General features: G+C 73.2%; 16 protein-coding genes and 1 pseudogene. 10 read left to right on the forward strand and 7 right to left on the reverse strand.

Features of this window, described 5'->3' with window-relative positions; all coding sequences use genetic code 11:
* Positions 1-291 precede the first annotated feature (291 nt).
* Together ACFVYK_RS27075 and ACFVYK_RS27080 are read left to right on the forward strand one after the other, a co-directional pair.
* Positions 292-762 carry a Dps family protein gene (locus ACFVYK_RS27075; RefSeq protein WP_389778479.1) on the forward strand — a complete coding sequence of 157 codons (471 nt, stop codon included), beginning with the start codon at positions 292-294 and terminating at the stop codon, positions 760-762.
* Between the two features lie 138 nt (positions 763-900).
* On the forward strand, positions 901-1,173 hold the full coding sequence (locus ACFVYK_RS27080; RefSeq protein WP_389778481.1) for a hypothetical protein: 273 nt from the start codon (positions 901-903) through the stop codon (positions 1,171-1,173).
* Positions 1,174-1,391: 218 nt separating this feature from the next.
* Here the strand turns inward: ACFVYK_RS27080 and ACFVYK_RS27085 are convergent, their stop codons facing one another.
* The 3 genes from ACFVYK_RS27085 to ACFVYK_RS27095 all read right to left on the reverse strand — a co-directional run bounded on the left by ACFVYK_RS27085 (position 1,392) and on the right by ACFVYK_RS27095 (position 8,591).
* A complete protein-coding gene (locus ACFVYK_RS27085) occupies positions 1,392-2,156 on the reverse strand; it encodes an SDR family NAD(P)-dependent oxidoreductase (protein WP_389778482.1) in 765 nt (254 codons plus the stop codon).
* A 73-nt stretch (positions 2,157-2,229) separates the two neighbouring features.
* Positions 2,230-3,072 (reverse strand): DNA-formamidopyrimidine glycosylase family protein, encoded by an 843-nt coding sequence (locus tag ACFVYK_RS27090; protein ID WP_389778484.1) that lies wholly within the window; start codon positions 3,070-3,072, stop codon positions 2,230-2,232.
* A 587-nt stretch (positions 3,073-3,659) separates the two neighbouring features.
* Positions 3,660-8,591 carry an ATP-dependent helicase gene (locus ACFVYK_RS27095; RefSeq protein WP_389778485.1) on the reverse strand — a complete coding sequence of 1,644 codons (4,932 nt, stop codon included), beginning with the start codon at positions 8,589-8,591 and terminating at the stop codon, positions 3,660-3,662.
* Between the two features lie 141 nt (positions 8,592-8,732).
* Here ACFVYK_RS27095 and ACFVYK_RS27100 point away from each other — a divergent pair, with 141 nt between their 5' ends.
* Genes ACFVYK_RS27100 through ACFVYK_RS27110 form a run of 3 tightly spaced genes read left to right on the forward strand, consistent with a single transcriptional unit; the run spans position 8,733 to position 10,674 of the window.
* Positions 8,733-9,695: an AraC family transcriptional regulator gene (locus tag ACFVYK_RS27100; RefSeq protein WP_389778487.1), complete on the forward strand. Its 963-nt coding sequence runs from the start codon at positions 8,733-8,735 to the stop codon at positions 9,693-9,695.
* Positions 9,596-10,369, forward strand: a complete 774-nt coding sequence (locus ACFVYK_RS27105) for an AzlC family ABC transporter permease (protein WP_389778489.1) — start codon at positions 9,596-9,598, stop codon at positions 10,367-10,369. The genes ACFVYK_RS27100 and ACFVYK_RS27105 overlap by 100 nt, the downstream gene beginning before the upstream one ends.
* Positions 10,366-10,674, forward strand: coding sequence for an AzlD domain-containing protein (locus ACFVYK_RS27110; RefSeq protein ID WP_389778491.1), 309 nt, complete (start codon positions 10,366-10,368; stop codon positions 10,672-10,674). Before ACFVYK_RS27105 ends, ACFVYK_RS27110 begins: the two co-directional genes overlap by 4 nt.
* A gap of 58 nt (positions 10,675-10,732) precedes the next feature.
* On the opposite strand, the gene ACFVYK_RS27115 is transcribed toward ACFVYK_RS27110, so the two are convergent.
* The gene (locus ACFVYK_RS27115) at positions 10,733-11,677 is read right to left on the reverse strand and encodes a hypothetical protein (protein WP_389778493.1); all 945 of its coding nucleotides are present in this window, start codon (positions 11,675-11,677) and stop codon (positions 10,733-10,735) included.
* 78 nt (positions 11,678-11,755) lie between these two features.
* Between ACFVYK_RS27115 and ACFVYK_RS27120 the strand changes: the two genes are divergently transcribed.
* Entirely contained in the window at positions 11,756-11,950 is a 195-nt protein-coding gene (locus ACFVYK_RS27120) for a DUF3046 domain-containing protein (RefSeq protein WP_389778495.1), read from the forward strand.
* Between the two features lie 60 nt (positions 11,951-12,010).
* A complete protein-coding gene (locus ACFVYK_RS27125) occupies positions 12,011-13,276 on the forward strand; it encodes an AI-2E family transporter (RefSeq protein WP_389778497.1) in 1,266 nt (421 codons plus the stop codon).
* A gap of 170 nt (positions 13,277-13,446) precedes the next feature.
* Here the strand turns inward: ACFVYK_RS27125 and ACFVYK_RS27130 are convergent, their stop codons facing one another.
* Positions 13,447-14,304, reverse strand: a complete 858-nt coding sequence (locus ACFVYK_RS27130) for a hypothetical protein (RefSeq protein WP_389778520.1) — start codon at positions 14,302-14,304, stop codon at positions 13,447-13,449.
* 334 nt (positions 14,305-14,638) lie between these two features.
* On the opposite strand from ACFVYK_RS27130, the gene recA reads away from it, so the two are divergent.
* From recA to ACFVYK_RS27145, 3 genes and pseudogenes are all read left to right on the forward strand, one after another.
* A complete protein-coding gene (gene recA / locus ACFVYK_RS27135) occupies positions 14,639-15,766 on the forward strand; it encodes a recombinase RecA (protein ID WP_389778499.1) in 1,128 nt (375 codons plus the stop codon).
* Between the two features lie 3 nt (positions 15,767-15,769).
* On the forward strand, positions 15,770-16,561 hold the full coding sequence (gene recX, locus ACFVYK_RS27140) for a recombination regulator RecX (protein ID WP_389778501.1): 792 nt from the start codon (positions 15,770-15,772) through the stop codon (positions 16,559-16,561).
* 114 nt (positions 16,562-16,675) lie between these two features.
* Positions 16,676-16,883: pseudogene (locus ACFVYK_RS27145) on the forward strand (hypothetical protein); the annotation flags it as partial.
* Between the two features lie 221 nt (positions 16,884-17,104).
* Here the strand turns inward: ACFVYK_RS27145 and ACFVYK_RS27150 are convergent.
* Both ACFVYK_RS27150 and ACFVYK_RS27155 read right to left on the reverse strand, forming a co-directional pair.
* A complete protein-coding gene (locus ACFVYK_RS27150; protein WP_389778522.1) occupies positions 17,105-17,512 on the reverse strand; it encodes a rhodanese-like domain-containing protein in 408 nt (135 codons plus the stop codon).
* A gap of 149 nt (positions 17,513-17,661) precedes the next feature.
* Positions 17,662-18,195, reverse strand: coding sequence for a cysteine dioxygenase (locus ACFVYK_RS27155; RefSeq protein ID WP_389778503.1), 534 nt, complete (start codon positions 18,193-18,195; stop codon positions 17,662-17,664).
* Between the last annotated feature and the right edge of the window lie 55 nt (positions 18,196-18,250).

The raw sequence follows: 18,250 nt of genomic DNA on the forward strand, positions 1-18,250 counted from the left end.
ATCAAGGCGCCCGCCGAGGCGGTCGACGTGGTCGCCGCGTGAGACCCGCCCGCCTGGGTCCCTGAGGCCCGGGCAGGTTCGTTCGCAGGTACGTGCACAGGCAGTGTGAGGCCCCGGCCGGGGCTTCTCCCGGATCGACCCGGAGAAGGTGCGGTCGGGGTTTTTCGCGTCCCGGGCGCTGTCTGAGGCTCCCCGGGCCCGTCCGGGCGGCCTCCGAGGTCCGTTTGCCGGCGCCGGTCGCCGAGGCGATCGTGGAGGGGCACTGCGCGAGCCAAGACACCGGAGGCACGGATGTACGTCGTGAAGAGCCCGCTGTCCGACACCGACCTGCGGACCGTCTCCGAGGCGCTGCAGGGCGCGCTGGTGGACCTCGTGGACCTGTCGCTCGTCGCCAAGCAGGTCCACTGGAACGTTGTCGGGCCCCGCTTCCGGTCCGTGCACCTGCAGCTCGACGAGGTCGTGGACGTCGCCCGCACCCACTCCGACACCGTGGCGGAACGCGCCTCGGCGCTCGGCGTCTCGCCGGACGGGCGGGCGTCGACGGTGGCCGCGGGCAGCGGGATCGGCGCGGTGCCGTCGGGCTGGGTCAAGGACTCCGACGCCGTCGGCGCCCTGGTCGCCGCTCTGGGCGCGGTCATCACCCGTATGCGGGAACGGGTGGCGGCGACGGGTGACGCGGATCCCGTGAGCCAGGACATCTTCATCGGCATCACCGCGGAGCTGGAGAAGCACCACTGGATGTTCCAGGCGGAGAACGCGTGAGTCGCCGGGGCCGGTGCGTTCCCCGGCACGCGGGCGCGGGCGTCCGACGCCGTCCTCGCCGCGGGTGAGGGCCCCGTTCTTCGGCGTCGTGGACGGACACCGCATGATCCGCGCGAGGCTCGGCTGGAGGCGAAGGCCATGGCAGGGCGAATAGCGGGACGCGGGACCGTTTCCGGAGTGGGCTCGGTGCTCAGCCTCGGGCTGGGCGCGCTGTGGTGGTGGGCCGTGCTGAGGCTCGCCGTCACGCCCGAGGCCGGGGTGCTGGAGGGGACGGTGGCCGCGGGGGGCTGGGGACTGAGCCTGCTGCCGGTGCACTGTGTGGCCAAGGCGCGGGCGCCGGGAGCCGTGGTGGACGGCCGGTGGAGGGCCGCTTGGCGGGGGCTGGAGCGGCAGGGGCATGGGGAGGGGTAGGGGTAGGGATAGTGCGGGTGCGGTGGTGGGCTTGGGGACGGTGAACTCGGGGGCGGGTGCGGGGGCCGCGGCGGTGCTGGGGGCGCATAGACCGGGAAGCCTGGTGTGGGGGCCTGGGTGCCTGGGGGCCTGGGGGTGGAGTGAGGGGCGTGGGGCGGCTGCGGGGACGGAGTGCGGGGCGAGCGGGCGTGCGGGGCGAGCGGGCGGTGCGGGGGCGGTCACCAGGGCATGGCCACGCCGCCGTTCGGGCGGAGGATCTGGCCTGTGGTGAACGCCGACGCGTCCGAGGCCAGGTGGAGGACCGCTTGGGCGACGTCCTCCGGTTCGCCGACCCGGCCGAGCGGCGACCTGCGCGCCATGAGCGCCTCGGTGAGCGCCTGTGCGTCCGCGTCGTGGCGATCGGTCATCGGGGTGCGGATCCAGCCCGGTGCGACCGCGTTGACCCGGATCCCGTGCCGGCCGACCTCCGTCGCCAGCGTCTTCGTCAACTGGACCACGGCCGCCTTGGCGACGCCGTAACAGAGCAGACCGGGGCCGCCGGTGTCCACGGCGCCCGAGGCCATGGTGACGATGCTGCCGCCGGCGCCCCGCGTCAGCATCAGGCGGGCCGCCTCCTGGCAGGCGTACAGCACGCCCTTGAAGTTGACGGCCAGGACCCGGTCCAGATCCTCGTCCGAGGTCTCCAGGACCGGGCTGCTGTGCATGATCCCGGCGACCGCGGCCACGACGTCCAGCCGCTCGCAGGCTTCCACCGCCTCACGGACCTGGACGCGGTCGGTCACATCGAGGTGATGGACGCGGACGGTTCCGCCCTGGTCCTTGATCAGGGCCGCCGTCTCGTGCAGGCCCGGTGCGTCGCGGTCCGCGCCGTGCACGGTGGCGCCCGCCTGGGCGAGCAGCACGGCGCAGGCGCGGCCGATCCCGCTCGCGGCGCCGGTGACGAATGCGGTGCGTCCGGTGAGGTCGTACGCCTTCACGGCCATGAAGTGACGGTACGAGGACTTCTGACGGCCCGTCAATTATTGGGACGTCCTGGCCGGGTACGAATTGGGGCCGTCACGGGAGCATGCGGGAACGGAAGCGGAGGGTCGGTGGGGAACCCGGCGTGGGGGCGGGGCCCGTCTGGCAGGCGGGACACCAGTAGGTCGGGCGCTCGCGGGAACCGTCGCCCTGGTCGGCCACCCGGATCCGTGTCCCGCAGCGCAGGCAGGGGCGGGGTGCGCGGCCGTAGACGAACAGGTCCGGGCCTCGGCGGCCCGTGGTGTTGCGGACCGGGCGGTCGCGGTTGGCCTCCAGCAGTTTCTTGGCGAGCACGGGCAGCTTCGCGGTGCGGTCGGCGGGGAGCGAGCCGACCGGGAGCCACGGGGTGACGCCCAAGAGGAAGCAGAGCTCGCTCTTGTAGACGTTGCCGATGCCGGCCAGATTGCGCTGGTCGAGGAGGGCCTCGCCGAGGGGCCGGTCCGGGTCCGCGGCGAGGCGGGCGAGGGCTCGCTCGGCATTCCAGTCGGCGCCCAGCAGATCGGGGCCGAGGTGGCCGACGACCTGTTGCTCGTCGGCGGTGCGCAGCAGTTCGAGGACGGGGAGGCGGTAGCCCACGGCGGTGCGGTCGTGGGCTCCGAGGATCGCCCGGATCTGGTGCTCCGGACCGCCCGTCCAGCGCTGGTCGTTCGTGTAGACCTTCCAGGCGCCGTCCATCCGCAGGTGCGAGTGGAGCGTCAGACCGCCCTCGAGGCGCGTGAGGAGGTGTTTGCCGCGCGCGATGACGTCCAGGACGGTGCGACCGGTGAGATCGGCTGTCGCGTACTTGGGCACGCGCAGATCGGAGCGGGTCAGCAGCTTTCCCGCGAGGGCGTCGTGCAAGCGCCTCGCGGCCTGCCAGATCGTGTCACCTTCGGGCATGGGTCAAGGGTGACACGAGGGAGACGGAGGGTGCGGGGAAGCGTTGACAGGCGCCGGGGTGCGTGCCGGGGTGGATTCGGTGGTGTCTGCGGTGGGTTGTGCGGGAGGCTCCGAGGCAGGTGGGCCGACGCCGTCGGTGGGGCCGGTCGGCCTGGGCGGGCGGCGCGGGTGCGTGCTCGGTGGTCGGGGGAGGCGCCTGGGGACGGGTGGGGGCGGTGCGCAGGGGCGACTGGGGTGCGGCGGGTGTCACACCGGCGGGCGGGGTGAGTGCGGAGGTCTTGCGGTCGGTGAGGTGGGGCGGCGGGCGGCCCGAGCTGCTGGTCTGCACCGTTCAGGCGCCGCGAGCCAGGGCAGCCGGACGTCGTCGCGCGCTGAGCCCCGGCGGCCTGAATCGGGTTCAGGGGAGCCGTGATACCGGTGGCGACCGGGATCCGCGGTGGGCACGGCGTCGGGGGCGCGCCGGAGGGCGCCCAGGGGGGGGCGATCAGAGCCTCAGCGGGCCGGCCCCCACTCTGCCGTCCCGTGCCGGCGTGCCCGGCCGCCGGCCCTCGTGGCGACCGGCCCTCGCGCCTCGCGACCGCCTGCCGTCATGCGCGCAGGCGCAGGCCCCGGGGGGTCGCGATGAAGCCCGCTCCTTCCAGGAGGGCGCCGATGGGGGAGGTGAGGGCGGAGGCGCCGTTGACGCGTTCGACCGTGACCGTGCCGAGGGAGCCCGCGCGCGCGGCCTCGGCGAGAGCCTCGGCGGCGGCGTGCAGGCGCGGATCGTCGGCGGGCGTGTCCTGGGCGTCCGGGGTGGAGGGCCAGGCCAGCAGGGTCTTGCCGCCGCGCTCCATGTAGAGGGTCAGCTCCCCGTCGACGAGCACCACCAGAGAGCCGGCCTTGCGGCCCGGCTTGTGCCCGGCGCCGGTGGGCGGCTCGGGCCAGCCCAGGGCCGCGCCGTAGGCGTTCGCCGGGTCGGCGGCCGCGAGGACGACGGCCCGTGAGGCGTTGCTGCCGTCGCGGTTGCGGCTCTGGGCGGGGCCGTGCGGGAAACGTCCGGGCGGGCCGCTGCCGGAGAAGCCGCTGCCGCCTCTCGGACCGCCCGCGCCCGGGGAGTCGAAGTCCCGGGGGGAGACGTACTCGTCGCGTGCGGCGGAGGCTCCCCTGGTGCCGGCGGGCCGGACGAAGGGGTTGTCGGGGTCGGGGATGTCCCAGACGTCGTCGGACGGGGAGCCGTCGGGGAAGACGAACTCCTCCGGGTCGTCCGCGGGCCGGCTCGGGGCGGGCAGGGGCTCGCCGCGGTCCCGGGCGTTGGCCACCGCGCGCAGACGGTCCACGGCGCCGTCCATGGCGAACTGCGCGGCGCCGAGGCCCTCGACGACGTACCCGCGGCGCGCCTGACCGCTCTCCTCGAAGACCGAGAGGATCCGGTACGTCGCCGAGAAGCCGCCCTCGACGCCCTCGGCGGCGACCGCCCCCCGGGTGACCACGCCGTGCCGGTCGAGGAGGGTGCGGGCCAGCGCGTGGGCCCGCACTGTGGGGTCGGTCTCAAGGCTCGGCAGCAGCGACCAACGGCCCGCGACCGTCGGAGGGCCGCTGCGGGAGACCGGCCGGGCGGCGGCCGTCAGGGAGCCGTAGCGGCCGCGTGGGACGGTGCGTTTGGCGCGGTGAGCCGTGGAGCCGGCCGTGCGGCCGGAGCCCAGCAGGGAGCGCATGGGGGCGAGCGTGTCGTTGGTGAGCCGACCGGACCAGGCCAGGTCCCAGACGGTGTCGGCGAGTTGGGGGTCGGTGGCGTCGGGGTGGGTGGTGGCGCGCACCCGGTCGGCGATCTGACGGAAGAACAGTCCGTAGCCGCCGGACAGCGCGTCCAGGACGGACTGGTGCAGCGCCGTCAGCTCCAGGGGGTGCGGCGGGGGGAGCAGCAGGGGCGCGGCGTCCGCCACGTACAGCGACACCCAGCCGTCCTTGCCGGGGAGGGAGCCGGCTCCGGACCAGACCACCTCGCCGGCCGCGGTCAGTTCGTCGAGCATCGCCGGGGCGTAGTCCCTCACCCGGGACGGCAGGACGAGCTTCTCCAGGGCCGAGGCGGGCACCGACGCGCCTTGCAACTGTTCGATCGCGCGCACCAGACCGTCGACGCCGCGCAGGGAATGGCCCTTGCCGATGTGCTGCCACTGGGGCAGGAACTGGGCGAGCGCGGGCGGCGGGACCGGCTCCAGCTCGTGCCGCAGGGCGGCCAGGGAGCGGCGGCGCAGCCGGCGCAGGACCGTCGCGTCACACCACTCCTGGCCGATGCCCGCCGGATGGAACTCGCCCTGGACGACGCGGCCGCCCGCGGCGAGCCGTTGCAGGGCGCCCTCGGTGACCGCCACGCCGAGACCGAAGCGGGCGGCCGCGGCGGTGGACGTGAAGGGCCCGTGGGTGCGGGCATGACGGGCGAGGAGGTCGCCGAGGGGGTCCTTGACCGGCTCGGTGAACGCTTCCGGCACGCCGACCGGCAGAGCCGTGCCCAGCGCGTCGCGCAGGCGGCCCGCGTCCTCGATCGCGGCCCAGTGCTCGGCGCCGGCGATGCGGACCCGGATGGCGCGCCGCGCGGCTGCCAGGTCCTGCGCCCAGTGCGGTTCGGCGCCGCGCTCGGCCAACTCGGCTTCGGTGAGCGGGCCGAGGAGGCGCAGGAGGTCGGCGACGCCCTCGGCGTCCTTCACCCGGCGGTCCTCGGTGAGCCACTGGAGCTCTCGTTCCAGCTCGGCGAGGACGTCGGCGTCGAGCAGCTCGCGCAGTTCGGCCTGGCCGAGCAGCTCGGCCAGCAGCCGCGAGTCCAGGGACAGGGCGGCGGCCCGCCGCTCGGCGAGCGGTGAGTCCCCCTCGTAGAGGAACTGGGCGACATAGCCGAACAGGAGAGAGCGGGCGAAGGGGGAGGGCTCCTGTGTGGTGACCTCGACCAGGCGCACCTTGCGCGACTCCAGATCGCCCATCAGCTCCACGAGCCCGGGCACGTCGAAGACGTCCTGAAGGCACTCGCGGACCGCTTCCAGGACGATCGGGAACGAGCCGAACTCACTGGCCACCTGGAGCAGTTGAGCGGCGCGCTGGCGCTGCTGCCACAATGGGGTGCGCCGGCCGGGGGTGCGGCGCGGCAGCAGCAGCGCACGGGCGGCGCACTCGCGGAAGCGGGCGGCGAACAATGCCGAGCCGCCGACCTGGTCGGTGACGATCTGGTTCACCTCGCCCTTGTCGAAGACGACGTCCCCCGCGCCGACCGGCGCCTGCTCGGCGTCGTACTCGGCGCCCGCCCTCAGGGGCTCCTGGTCCAGGAGGTCCAGACTCATGAGGTCGGCGTCGGGCAGCCGCAGCACGATGCCGTCGTCGGCGTGCATGACCTGGGCGTCCATGCCGTACCGCTCGGAGAGCTTGGCGCCCAGGGCGAGGGCCCACGGGGCGTGGACCTGGGCGCCGAACGGGGAGTGGACGACGACCCGCCAGTCGCCCAGTTCGTCCCGGAAACGCTCCACGACGATCGTGCGGTCGTCCGGGACGTGCCCGCAGGCCTGACGCTGCTCCTCCAGGTAGGACAGCACGTTGTCGGCCGCCCACGCGTCCAGGCCCGCGGTGAGCAGTCGGAGCCGGGCGTCGTCCTTGGGCAGGGAGCCCACCTCGCGCAGGAACGCCCCCACCGCGCGGCCCAGCTCCAGCGGCCGCCCCAGCTGGTCGCCCTTCCAGAAGGGCAGCCGGCCCGGAACGCCGGGCGCGGGGGAGACCAGGACCCGGTCGCGCGTGATGTCCTCGATCCGCCACGAGCTGGTGCCGAGCGTGAAGACGTCCCCCACGCGGGACTCGTAGACCATCTCCTCGTCGAGCTCGCCGACCCGGCCGCCGCCCTTCTTGGGGTCGGAGCCCGCCAGGAAGACGCCGAACAGGCCCCGGTCCGGGATCGTCCCCCCGGAGGTGACGGCCAGACGCTGGGCGCCGGGGCGACCGGTGACCGTGCCGGCGACCCGGTCCCACACCACGCGCGGGCGCAGCTCGGCGAACGCGTCGGACGGGTAGCGGCCGGCCAGCATGTCCAGGACGGCCGTGAACGCGGACTCCGGGAGCGACGCGAAGGGCGCCGCGCGGCGGACCGTCGCCAGCAGGTCGTCCACCTGCCACGTGTCGAGGGCCGTCATCGCGACGAGTTGCTGCGCCAGGACGTCCAGCGGGTTGGCCGGGACCCGCAGGGACTCGATGGAACCCGTGCGCATCCGCTCGGTGACCACGGCCGCCTGCACGAGGTCGCCGCGGTACTTCGGGAAGACCACGCCCGTGGACACCGCGCCCACCTGGTGCCCCGCACGCCCGACGCGCTGCAGGCCGGAAGCCACCGAAGGCGGCGACTCCACCTGCACGACGAGGTCCACCGCGCCCATGTCGATGCCGAGTTCGAGGCTGGAGGTCGCGACCACGGCGGGCAGCCGCCCGGCCTTCAGGTCCTCCTCCACGAGCGCGCGCTGCTCCTTCGAGACGGAGCCGTGGTGGGCGCGCGCGATGACGGACGGGGCGCCCTGGGCCGCGCCCGAGCCGCCCATGAGCTGAGCGGGGGAGTGGTGCTCGTCCAGGGACTCGCCCGTGGCCCGCTCGTAGGCGATCTCGTTGAGCCGGTTGCACAGACGCTCGGCGAGCCGGCGGGAATTGGCGAACACGATCGTGGAGCGATGGGCCTGGACGAGATCGGTGATCCGCTCCTCGACGTGCGGCCAGATCGACGGGCGCTCCGCGCCCTCGGAGCCGTCGGCGACGGGGGAACCGCCCAGCTCGGCCAGGTCCTCCACGGGGACGACGACCGAGAGGTCGAACTTCTTGCCCGACTTCGGCTGGACGATCTCCACCTTGCGGTGCGGGGACAGATAGCGCGCCACTTCGTCGACCGGACGGACCGTGGCCGACAGGCCGATGCGGCGGGCCGGCCTCGGCAGCAGCTCGTCCAGCCGCTCCAGGGACAGCGCGAGGTGGGCGCCGCGCTTGGTGCCCGCGACCGCGTGCACTTCGTCCAGGATCACCGTGTCGATGCCCGTCAGCGCGTCGCGGGCGGCCGACGTCAGCATCAGGAACAGGGACTCCGGGGTCGTGATCAGGATGTCCGGCGGGCGGGTGGACAGCGCTCGGCGCTCGGCGGGCGGGGTGTCGCCGGAGCGGATGCCCACCTTGATCTCGGGCTCGGGCAGGCCCAGACGCACGGACTCCTGGCGGATGCCCGTCAGAGGGCTGCGCAGGTTGCGCTCCACGTCGACCGCCAGGGCCTTGAGGGGGGAGACGTAGAGCACTCGGCAGCGCTTCTTCGGATCGGCGGGCGGCGGCGTCGAAGCGAGCTGGTCCAGCGCGGCGAGGAACGCGGCCAGGGTCTTGCCGGAGCCGGTCGGGGCCACCACCAGCACGTCCGAGCCCTCGCCGATGGCCTGCCACGCGCCCGCCTGGGCCGCGGTGGGCGCGGAGAACGCCCCCGTGAACCAGTTGCGGGTCGCGGGGGAGAAGCCGTCGAGGGCTCGGTGTGCGGAGCTGACCATGCGTCCATCCTGCACCCGGCCACTGACAATGGCGCTGAGCTGCGGCTTCACCGGCGGCGCGGCGGGGTGCGGTGAGCCGGGGGCGGCGGAGGAGACAGGAGGGACGAGCGGGGATATCCGGCCGTCGCGGAGAATGGGGGTATGGCGGGTTCGGGTGAGCTGGCACGGCACTGGCGGTACGCGGAGCTGCCCGGCGTCGACCTGCTGCGCGCCCGGTACGTCCGCAAGACCTTCGCACGGCACACCCACGAGCACTTCGTGATCGCCGCCATCGCCGAGGGGGTCGAGGTCTTCGCGCACCGCGGAGCCGACCAGTACGCGGGGGCGGGAGCGCTCGCCCTGGTCAACCCGGACACCCCGCACACCGGACGGGCCGGCGTTCCCGAGGGCTGGCGGTACGGCGCCGTGTACCCGTCGCCCGACGTCGTGGCCGAGATCGCGGCCGAGACGACGACCCTCCGCGGCGCCCCCGGCTTCGTCAGCCCCGTGCTCGACGATCCCTACGCCGTCACGCTCGTCCACCAGGTGCTGCGCGCCGCCGACGAGGGGAACGCGCTGGCCGCCGACACCCTGCTGCGGGTGGCGGTGACCCGGTTGCTGCGCCGCAACGGCGGCCCGCTGCCGCAGCGCGAGATCCGGTCGGCGGGGGCCAGGATCGCCGCACGCGCGCGTGCCGCCCTGGAGGAGCGGCTCGTCGATCCGCCGACGCTGGAGCAACTGGCCGCAGACCTGGGCACCGGCTCCTTCGCCCTGCTGCGGGCCTTCCGGGACACCTACGGACTGCCGCCCCACGCCTGGCTGACCGATGCCCGCGTGCGGCGGGCCCGGCGGCTGCTGGACGCGGGAACGACGCCCGCCGAGGCGGCCGTCGCCGTGGGCTTCACCGACCAGCCCCACCTCAACCGCCACTTCGCCCGGATCGTCGGAGTCCCGCCAGGGGCCTACCAGCGCGAGCGCAAGAACGTACAAGACCCGCCCGAGCCGGCTCCCCTACCCTCGTGGTCGTGGCGGAACAGACAGCTCACCAGGACATCCGAACCGACGGTGGGGAGAAACCGGACGGCACCGTCGTACGGGACGCCCTGGCGGTCGGGGTCGCCGTAGGACTCTCCGGGTTCGCCTTCGGCGCGACCTCTGCGGGCAGCGGACTCACGGTGGCGCAGACCTGCGCGCTCAGCCTCCTGGTGTTCACCGGCGCGTCCCAGTTCGCGCTGGTCGGGGCGCTGGCCGCCGGCGGCAATCCGCTGACGGCGGCCGCGGGCGCCTTCTTCCTGGGCGTGCGCAACGCGTTCTACGGGCTGCGTCTGTCGCAGTCGCTGGCCCTCCCGCGCGCGGTGCGTCCCTTCGCCGCCCACTGGGTGATCGACGAGACGACGGCCGTGTCGCTGGCCCAGCCGGGGCGGCGCGCCGCCCGGATCGGCTTCGCCGTCACCGGACTGAGCCTGTACCTCTTGTGGAACCTCACCACGCTGCTCGGCGCCCTGGGCGCCGAGGCCATCGGGGACACCGATGCGTGGGGCCTCGACGTGGCCGGGCCCGCCGTGTTCCTGGCGCTGCTCGCGCCCATGCTGAAGACCGCCGTCGAGCGGGCTGTCGCCGGACTCGCGGTGCTCCTGGGACTCGGCCTGCTGCCGGTTCTGCCCGCCGGAGTTCCCGTGCTGGCGGCCTCGCTGGCCGCGCCGGCCGTGCTCTACGTCGAGGGCCGACGCGCGGCCGCCCGGGAGACGGCCCGGGAGACGGCCGCCCGGGACGGCGCGGGACAGGAGGAGGAACGGTGAACACCTGGATCGCGATCGGCGCCACCGCGCTCGGCTGCTATGCCGTCAAACTCGCCGGGCTGCTCGTCCCCGCGGGGCTCTTGGAACGACCCCTCGTCAGACGGTTCGCGGCCCTGCTCCCCGTCGCCCTGCTCGCCGCCCTCACGGCCCAGCAGACCTTCGCCGACGGGCGCACCCTCGTCCTGGACGCCCGGGCCGCGGGGCTCGCCGCAGCCGTCGTCGCCCTCGTGCTGCGGGCGCCCTTCCTGCTGGTGGTCGCGGCCGCCGTGGCGGTCACCGCGGGAGTCCGGGCCATGGGCGGGTGACGCCGGGAGAGCGAGCGACCGGCGAGAACGCGGTGGGCGGCTCCCGACCGGCCCCCGGTCAGCCGATGGCGCGGCCGTAGGCCCTCAGGGTGCGAAGCGCCTCGATCGTCACGATGGGTCGCGCTTCGAGCGCCGTACCGGGGGCCCAGCGGCGCCAGCGGACGGGCCAGCCGCCGTCCTTCTGCTGCTCGCCGGCGAGATGGTCCAGGGAGCGGGCCATCTCCTCGTCGGTGAACCACGCGCGCGCGAGGGACTGCGGAGTCCGCGCGAAGTCGTACGGGAAGTGATGCTCGCCCGGGGCGTAACCCGGGGCGACCGGACAGGCGTCGAGGCGGTCCGGCTCCAGCGCGACGAGCCGGTGATCGCGCACCAGACGGCCCAGGCGGTCGGCGGCGGCCTGTGCGCGCGGGCGGTCGGGAGCGGAGTCCAGGAAGGCCACGGCCGCCTCGACCTCGTACGGGTGGGACCGCTCCAGGGAGTCCACCGCCTGCCAGCAGAAATCCGTGGCCCTGAAGAGCCAGGCGTGCCACACCTCGTTGCGGTGCAACAGACCCACCACGGGCCCGGTGGACAGGAGCTCGCTGGGCGGGTCGTCCACGATGGGGATGAAGGGGGCCGCCGGGTACCCACGCTGGCTGGGATGGACCGCCGGCAGCGCACCGTCGCTCGTGGAGACCGACGTCAGATAGCGGCACACCCGCTCCACCCGTCGGCCGCCCAGGCGCCCGATGGAGTCCAGGACCGCCAGGGCCCGCGCGGTGTGCAGCGGCTGGCTGACCGGACCGCGCAGATCGGGCTCCAGCGCATGACCGTATCCGCCGTCCTCGTTGCGGTAGGCGTCGAGGGCGGTCTCGACGGGATCGGCGCCGCCGTGGAGGAAGTCGTGCGCGAAGACGCGCTGTTCCAGCACGCGCGCGGTCAGCCAGACGAAGTGCTCGGCGCGGAAGATCGGGGAGTGCGCCGGGGGCGTCGGGGGGAGTGCGGATGCTCCGGAATCGGCCATGGTCAGACCGTAGGGCGGAAAGCGGTCTCGGCAGGCGGTCCCGGCGAGGGCCACCCCCGCGCGCGGGATACTGGTGTCATGCGGTTGACGGTCTTCTGGCAGCGAATGGACGAGCACTTCGGCACGGGATACGCCGAGACCTTCGCGCGCGATCACGTGATGGCGGAGCTCGGCGGACGCACGGTGCACGAGGCGCTGGCGGACGGCTGGGACGCCAAGGACGTGTGGCGCGTGGTGTGCCTGGTGATGAACGTTCCTCAGGAGATGCGCTGACCTGAGGCGGAGATCGCACGCGGCTCACCGATTGTCGGTGCCATGAGCGAGACTTGCCCCGTGGCACCCACTGACGAGACCGGGCAGACCGCCCGGAACGCATCCCCGCCCGGCACGACGCCGTCCCCGCAACCGTCCCCGACCCAGGGCGACACCGGGCACGCCGCGCGCATGCCGCGCTGGCTTCCGCGCGCCATGGTGCTCGCCCTCGCCCTCATCGGTGCGTTCCAACTGGGCACCTGGGCCTTCCACCAGCTCATCGGCCTGCTGCTCAACATCCTCATCGCGTTCTTCCTGGCCCTGGCCATAGAACCGGCGGTCAGCCGGATGGCCGCCCGAGGGATGCGCAGGGGGCTGGCCACCTTCCTGGTCTTCTTCGGCCTGCTGATCGTCGTGGCCGGCTTCTTCGCGCTGCTCGGCTCGATGCTCGCCGGACAGATCATCAAGATGATCGAGGGCTTCCCGGAGTATTTGGACTCGGTGATCCACTGGGTCAACACCACGTTCCACACCGAACTCAGGCGCGTGGACATCCAGGAGGGCCTGCTCCACTCCAACTGGCTGAAGAAGTACGCCCAGAACAGCGCCGCCGGCGTTCTGGACGTCTCCACCCAGGTCCTCGGCGGTCTCTTCCAGCTGCTGACGATCGCCCTGTTCTCGTTCTACTTCGCCGCCGACGGTCCGCGTCTGCGCCGCGCGGTGTGTTCCGTCCTGCCGCCGGCCAGGCAGGCCGAGGTGCTCCGTGCCTGGGAGATCGCCGTCGACAAGACCGGCGGCTACCTCTACTCGCGCGGCCTGATGGCGCTGATCTCCGGTGTGGCGCACTACGTGCTGCTGCAGGCCCTCGGCATCCCGTACGCGCCCGTGCTCGCCGTGTGGGTGGGCGTCGTCTCGCAGTTCATCCCCACGATCGGCACCTATCTCGCAGGCGCCCTGCCCATGCTGATCGCCTTCACGGTCTCGCCTCTGTACGCCCTCTGGGTGCTGATCTTCGTCGTGGTCTACCAGCAGTTCGAGAACTACATGGTGCAGCCCAAGCTGACGTCGAAGACCGTCGACATCCACCCCGCCGTCGCCTTCGGCTCGGTCATCGCCGGAACCGCCCTCCTGGGCGCCATAGGGGCGCTGATCTCCATCCCGGCGGTCGCCACGCTGCAGGCGTTCCTGGGCGCCTACGTGAAGCGCTACGCCGTCATGGACGACCCCCGCGTCCACGGCCACCGGGACCGCGGCGAGGGGTCGGGACCGTTCACCCGCGCGCGGGGGCTGTGGGCGCGAGGACAGAACCGGCAGAGGGGGCCACGACAGGGGTCCGGCGACTCCTGAGGTCCGGGCCTCCGGCGGGTCCTGTGGTCTGGAAAATCCGGCGGGTCCGTGTGTTCGGCGTCCGGCGGGTCCGGAGATTCGGAAGATCCGATCGAGGGGGCCGGCTCGGGGCCGGTGTCGAGGACGGGAGCGGAGAGGGGGAGCGGGGCGGCAGCACGCCGACACGTCAGTCAGTACGTGTGGACGGCCCACACCCCGGCCGCGGCGACCGCGACCGCGTAACAGCCCACCGCAGCCGCCACGATCCGCCACCGTGCCGCCTCGTTCCAGGACGTGCGGGACAGCAGCCAGGCCAGTGCGGGCAGCACCAGGACGGCATGCAGGCTGACCCCGTGCAGGGGCTTGAGCGGCGCCGTCGAGCTGTACGCGGCCTCCTGATGCCCGGTGCGGGTGAGCACCACACCGCGCGCGATCATCGCCGCACCCGAGGCCGGCGCGACGAGCAGGATCGCGAAGCCGGACCGCACCGCGAGCGCCATTCCGGCCGGACCCGTCGGCCGTCGGCGGAAGGAGATCGCGGCGAACGCGGCGAGCAGCACCACCAGGACGCCGCCACCGACCGCGAGCGTCATGGACACCGCCGTGTCGAAAGGCGTCTCCATGTCCAGATGCGAGGGCACCTTGCGCCACGCCTGAAGCGTGATGCCTCCGACCTCCACGACGCAATCTGCCGCGAATACCCCGAGCAGCACGGTGCGCAGTCGCCGTCCCGTCCGCAGATACGACGTGACCTGGACGACCGCCAGAAGCGTCACGCCGAAGGTGAGGCCGAAAGTGACGGGCTTGCGCCAGGAGACGGGGCCGTTCCACGGGCCGCCGTCGACGGCGAACACCACGAGGTGGAAGAGACCGGAGAGGATCAGCAGGAGCGCGGTCGCCCCGTAGAGGCGGTAGAGGGAGCGCGCGTACCCGTGCGCGGCGTCCGGGGGCGGGCTCGTGGGCCGGGATCCCCCCTCACCGGGGGATCCGGGCTCGGCGGAGCGCGATCCGGTCTCGCCGAGGGGGGATCCGGTCTTCTGCTCGTCCACGTCCATGCACCCAGCCTCCCGGCCGCGCCGCCCCTCGTCGTCGTCCGGACGGAGACACCCGCGGTACGTCCGGTGGAGCAGCCGGGGCGGCGCCGGGGCTTCGGCGGCTCGTGAACGTAGCCTCGGAAGTGCCGCGTGGTGCGCTTGACACGAAAATCGAACATCTATTCTGATGGAGGCTCCGGTGCGGCTCTCGGCGACTGTTCCGTCCTGATTTGGTCGGGTAAGTGCACGAGTTATCCACAGGCTGAACCGGCGTCCAGGCGCATTGTCAGTGGCAGGCGTTAGCGTCTTTGACGTGAAGCGATCGACTCAAGCAAATCGGGTGGAACCCATGGCAGGAACCGACCGCGAGAAGGCCCTGGATGCCGCTCTCGCACAGATTGAACGGCAATTCGGCAAGGGCGCCGTGATGCGACTCGGCGAGCGGCCGAACGAGCCCATCGAGGTCATCCCCACCGGGTCGACCGCACTCGACGTCGCCCTCGGCGTCGGCGGTCTGCCGCGGGGCCGCGTGGTCGAGGTGTACGGCCCGGAGTCCTCCGGTAAGACGACGCTGACGCTGCACGCGGTGGCGAACGCACAGAAGGCCGGCGGCCAGGTCGCCTTCGTGGACGCGGAGCACGCCCTCGACCCCGAGTACGCCAAGAAGCTCGGCGTCGACATCGACAACCTCATCCTCTCCCAGCCCGACAACGGCGAGCAGGCCCTCGAGATCGTGGACATGCTGGTCCGCTCCGGCGCCCTCGACCTGATCGTCATCGACTCCGTCGCCGCACTCGTGCCGCGCGCGGAGATCGAGGGCGAGATGGGCGACAGCCACGTCGGCCTCCAGGCCCGTCTCATGAGCCAGGCGCTGCGGAAGATCACCAGCGCGCTCAACCAGTCCAAGACCACCGCGATCTTCATCAACCAGCTCCGCGAGAAGATCGGCGTGATGTTCGGCTCCCCGGAGACCACCACCGGTGGCCGGGCGCTGAAGTTCTACGCCTCGGTGCGACTCGACATCCGCCGCATCGAAACCCTGAAGGACGGCACGGACGCGGTCGGCAACCGCACCCGCGTCAAGGTCGTCAAGAACAAGGTCGCGCCGCCCTTCAAGCAGGCCGAGTTCGACATCCTCTACGGGCAGGGCATCAGCCGCGAGGGCGGTCTCATCGACATGGGCGTCGAGAACGGCTTCGTCCGCAAGGCCGGCGCCTGGTACACGTACGAGGGCGACCAGCTCGGCCAGGGCAAGGAGAACGCCCGCAACTTCCTGAAGGACAACCCCGACCTCGCCAACGAGATCGAGAAGAAGATCAAGGAGAAGCTGGGCGTCGGAGTGCGCCCCGAGGAGCCCGCGGCCGAGCCGGGACCGGACGCCGCGGTGGCCGCCGGCACGCCGGACGACGCAGCCAAGGCGGTGCCGGCTTCCGCCGCCAAGACCGCCAAGACCAAGGCCGCGGCTGCCAAGAGCTGATCCGTGACACGACGAACCGACTGGGCCGAGTACGTCCGCCCCGACCTTCCCCCTGAAGGGGATAACGGGGTCGACGGCGGCCTTGCCCCGGACGCCGACGACCGGCCGGAAGGCGACCGGCGTCGGAGCGAGGGGGCGGACGGCGACGCCCGGCCCCGTGGCGGCCGAGCGCGACGCGGCGGCGAAGGCGGTCCACGTGGCGGGCGTGGGCGCCGGGGGCGCGGCTTCAAAGAACCGTCCGACGAGGACGAAGGCGCCTCCTCCTCGTCGAGGGCCGAGCAGGGGGCGTCTTCAGGGGACCCGGCTGAGCGGGCACGGGCGATCTGCCTGCGCCTGCTCACCGGGACCCCGCGCACGCGCAAGCAACTCGCGGACGCGCTGCACAAACGGGAGATCCCGGACGACGTCGCGGAGGAGGTGCTCTCGCGGTTCGAAGAGGTCGGGCTGATCAACGACAGCGCCTTCGCGGACGCCTGGGTGGACTCCCGCCACCACGGTCGGGGACTGGCCCGGCGCGCCCTCGCCCGGGAGCTGCGGACCAAGGGCGTCGACTCGACGCTCATCGACGAGGCCGTCGGCCGTCTGGACTCCGAGCAGGAGGAGGAGACGGCGCGCGAACTCGTCGCCCGCAAGTTGCGTTCGACCAGAGGACTGGACCGCGACAAACGGCTGCGTCGCCTGGCAAGCATGCTCGCGCGCAAGGGCTACCCCGAGGGCATGGCCCTGCGGGTCGTCCGGCAGGCGCTGGAAGAAGAGGGCGAGGACACGGAGTCCCTGGAGGACGACGGGTACTGAGCTTGACGAGGGTGGGGGTGGGCGGGGGAGGGGAGGGAGGGGGCGGGGGAGGCCCCCCGACAACTGGCCCCGACGACACCCCCCAGGCGGCCACACCTTACGGTCCCGCGGAGCACCGGGGCCCAGACCAGCTCAGGAGACGCCCGAGGACCGGTCGAGTTCCTGGACGCCGCCGCGGCTCGCACCAGGCTGGTGAGCATGGGGGGAGCCATGGGCGGCACCTCGCTGCTGGTGGCGGTTCTGTTGGTCGTGGGGACGTTCGCGCTCTCCGTCCAGCAGCGCCACCGCGAGCCGGCTCTGCTGCGGGCCGTCGCCGCCACCTCCGGCAGTGGCATCGCGCCGGCCGTCCTCACCGCGTTCAGCGTGGGCATGACCGGAAGGGCGGCCCGGCGGTCGTCCCTCTCGTGTGCCAAGGTGGTCGCCGGGGCGGTAGTACTCCTCGCCCTCGTCGCCACCGCCGTGCCGGGGCGGGTGGCGCTCAGGGTGCGTGCGGTGACGGTCGCGACGGCGAGGGACTGACGGCGGCGTCCGGCCGCGGTCCGCCTACGGGGTCACCGGGAGTCCCGCCGCCTTCCACGCCTGGAAGCCGCCGACCAGGTCGGTCGCCCGGCGCAGCCCCAACTGGTGCAGCGAGGCCGCGGCGAGGCTCGACGCGTAGCCCTCGTTGCAGATCACGATCGCGCGCACGTCGTGGCTCGTGGCCTCGGGGAGGCGATGGCTGCCGCGGGGGTCGAGACGCCACTCCAGTTCGTTGCGCTCGACGACCAGCGCGCCGGGGATCAGTCCGTCCCGCTCGCGCAAGGCCGCGTAGCGGATGTCGACGAGCAGCGCCTCACCCGCGCGGGAGGCTTCGTAGGCCTCCCGAGCGTCCACGCGCGCGTACCCGGAACGTACTCGTTCGAGCAACTCGTCTATGCCGGGCGGCTGTCGGTCGTCCAGTGCGTCGTCCAGTGCGTCGTCCGGTCCACCGTCCGGTCGGTCATCCGTCTGACCCTCCGGACGTCCATCCCGCAGTGCCCGCTGGCCCGTCTGGCCCGTCTGGCCCGTCTGGCCTTCCCGCCGTCCGTGCGGCGGTCCGTCCTGAGGGGTGCTCGCGCCGCTCACTGCCAGTCCTCGGGACGTTCCACCTGCTCCAGCCGCAGCACGTGTCCGGTGCGGCTGTAGCGTCGGATGCGCGGCAGCGGCGGGTAGTAGGCGTGGACGGAGACGGCGTGTTCCTCGGTGGACTCGTTGAGCACCTCGTGGACGTGGTGGCGGCCGAACGCCCGGCCGCGGCCGGCGGTGAGGGTGCGTTCCCGGTCGATGCCGTCCGCCAGTTCGAGGGTTTTCCAGCCGTCGGTGGGGAGCCGCGCGTTGAGCGAGTACTCCTTCAGCGTGCCCTGGGCTGTCAGGAAGGCGCCCACCGAGTCGGCGTGGTCGTGCCAGCCGGTGCCCGTGCCGGGCGGCCAGCCGATCAGCCAGGCCTCGCTGCCGCCGGGGCCCTCCAGGCGCACCCAGGTGCGGCCCTCGGGGTCGAGGGGGAGTGAGGCGATGAGCTCGGCGTCGGCGGCCGTCCGCCGGACGAAGTCGAGGAGGTCTGCCTGCGTCGGCGCGGCGTCAGCGGCGACGGCGGGCAGGGAGGGGGAGACAGACACGGGTACCGTCCTGTGAACGTTCGCGGGGAGGCGCGCGGCCGCGCACGAGCGCGAT

The organism is Streptomyces sp. NPDC058291 (genome assembly GCF_042880855.1).
Lineage (GTDB): Bacteria > Actinomycetota > Actinomycetes > Streptomycetales > Streptomycetaceae > Streptomyces.